Source organism: Halorubrum sp. AJ67, from assembly GCF_000513435.1.
This window is the reverse complement of the sequence record NZ_CBVY010000006.1, coordinates 45,118-47,062: the sequence shown is the minus strand read 5'-3', so window position 1 is coordinate 47,062 and position 1,945 is coordinate 45,118. Positions and strand designations below refer to the sequence as shown.

2 protein-coding genes and 2 pseudogenes are annotated in these 1,945 nt (G+C 68.9%); 1 reads left to right on the top strand and 3 read right to left on the bottom strand.

The window, feature by feature from the left end; genetic code table 11:
• A pseudogene (locus tag BN903_RS07420) lies at positions 1-231 on the top strand (hypothetical protein); the annotation flags it as partial.
• Between the two features lie 41 nt (positions 232-272).
• On the opposite strand, the pseudogene azf reads toward BN903_RS07420, so the two are convergent.
• The 3 genes and pseudogenes from azf to BN903_RS07405 form a co-directional block, all read right to left on the bottom strand.
• Positions 273-1,168, bottom strand: a pseudogene (azf, locus tag BN903_RS07415) (NAD-dependent glucose-6-phosphate dehydrogenase Azf).
• A 119-nt stretch (positions 1,169-1,287) separates the two neighbouring features.
• Entirely contained in the window at positions 1,288-1,638 is a 351-nt protein-coding gene (gene sepF / locus BN903_RS07410; RefSeq protein WP_048077143.1) for a cell division protein SepF, read from the bottom strand.
• 49 nt (positions 1,639-1,687) lie between these two features.
• A partial coding sequence (locus BN903_RS07405; protein WP_195155753.1) for a hypothetical protein occupies positions 1,688-1,945 on the bottom strand: 258 nt, incomplete at its 5' end.

Genomic DNA, 1,945 nt, shown 5'->3' with positions numbered 1-1,945 from the left:
CGGCTCGCAGCTCCGGCGCTGGCGAGGACGGGCGAGCCGGGCGACGCCGAGGCGCTCGCGGTCGCGGCCGACCTCGCTGAAACGGAGCGGGGGACGGGGCGGAGTCGCTTTGCGGAACTCTTGTTCGCCTACCTCTACACGCCGGACACCCGGCCGCAGGTGGCCGCGCGGCTGGCCGATCACGTGGCGATCGAGGAGCGGAAGCGGCGCGACGTCGACGGACTGTTTTAACGAGTCGGAGCGGGACCGCGGGCGACGACCGACCGAGTCGGTCAGGCGTCGTCGCTCGGCGCGTCTGGGTCGGCGGGGAAATTCGGCTCGGCGGGCGCGTCGTCCGCCGTCACGTCGGGGTCGTCGACGGACTCCCGGTCGGTGTCGGAGTCGGGGTCCGGTTTGGGTTCGCCCTCGAACGTGTAGTCGGCGGAGTTGTCGGCCGGATCGTAGCCGAGCGCCTCGCGGGCGCGTTCGATCGAGTAGTAGCGGCGGTCGTTGTCCGAGATGCCGTACACGACCTCGTAGCCGTAGTCGGCCCGGAGACAGCGGTCGAACAGGTGCGCGCAGTCGCGGTGCGAGAGCCACATCGCCTGTCCGCGCTCGTACTCGCGCGGCGGGTGGTTCTTGGTGAGGTTGCCGATGCGGACGCAGACGACGCTCATCCCGTACTCGTCGTGGTAGAAGCGCCCGAGCGACTCGCCGGCCGCCTTCGAGACGCCGTAGAGGTTGCCGGGGCGGGGGAGTTCCGTGCCGTCAAGCCGGTAGTCGTCGTCCTCGCGGTACAGGTTCGGGGTCCGCTCGTCGGTCTCGTAGCCGCCGACGGCGTGGTTCGAGGAGGCGAAAACGAACTTCTCGACGCCGGCCTCGGCGGCGGCGCGCATCACGACCTGTGCGCCGTCGATGTTGTTTCTGAGGACGGAGTCCCACGGCGCTGTCTTCCGGGGGTCGCCCGCGAGGTGGATCACCGCGCCGACGTCGGCGACCGCCTCGCGGACGGCGCGCTCGTCGGTGATGTCAGCGACGTGTAGATCGGCGTCAGTAACGTCGGCGGGCACCTTCGCGGCCGGGAGCGGTTCCCGGTCGAGGAGCCGCCACTCGTAGTCGTCGCCGATGCCGCGGAGGATGGCCTGTCCCACCGTCCCCCGGCACCCGTCAACAGGACCGGCTCGTCCATTCGACTCTACGTGGGCGGGAGAACGCCATATATGACACGGTTCGGCCGGTGCGCCCGGATCCGGCCGGAAAGCCGGGACGGCGGAAAGACAAACGGAGGTGGTCGCGGGAAGGCGGTGCTTACAGCTTCTGCCGCGAGACCTTGACGCCCGTGGGGGTGACGATGATCTGGTCGTCGCCCTTCTGGACGATGTCGCCGTCGACCTCCTGTACCACCTGCCGGAGTTCGTCGTAGACGTGTTCTATCGTCCGGTCCGACGTGGAGTGGCGGGTGATGTCGGCGATGACGAAGTCCCCGTCGTAGACGGCGTCTTTGATCGGGATGACGTCGCTCTGGTCGCCGATCTCGGCGAAGTGTACCTGTGTGCCCGTCTCCGCGTGCGCGTCGGCGAAGTCGTCCGTGTCGAGCTCGACGTAGTCGTCGACGGAGCGGCTCCCACCCCCGCCGAGGATCTTGCTCATGATGCCCATACACACCACACGACGAGGTCAGACATTAGTTCTTACGTCAGACGCAGCCTCATTCCAGCCGCTCCTGCCACTCCTGAACCCGCGAAAGCAGTTCCACCGGGGGCGTCTCCGCGACATCGACATCGCCCAGTTCCTCGATCACGGCGCGTGTCTCAGGGTCAAGCCGATCGCTTTCCGCGGCCGCCGCGGTCTCCACGGCCGCGCCGGAACCGCCCGACTGCGACTCCGGAGCCACCCCGTCGGGGCTCCCCTCCGAGACCGCCGCGTCGCCAGCCGGCGTTCCGGCGTTATTCGCCGTCATCCCGGC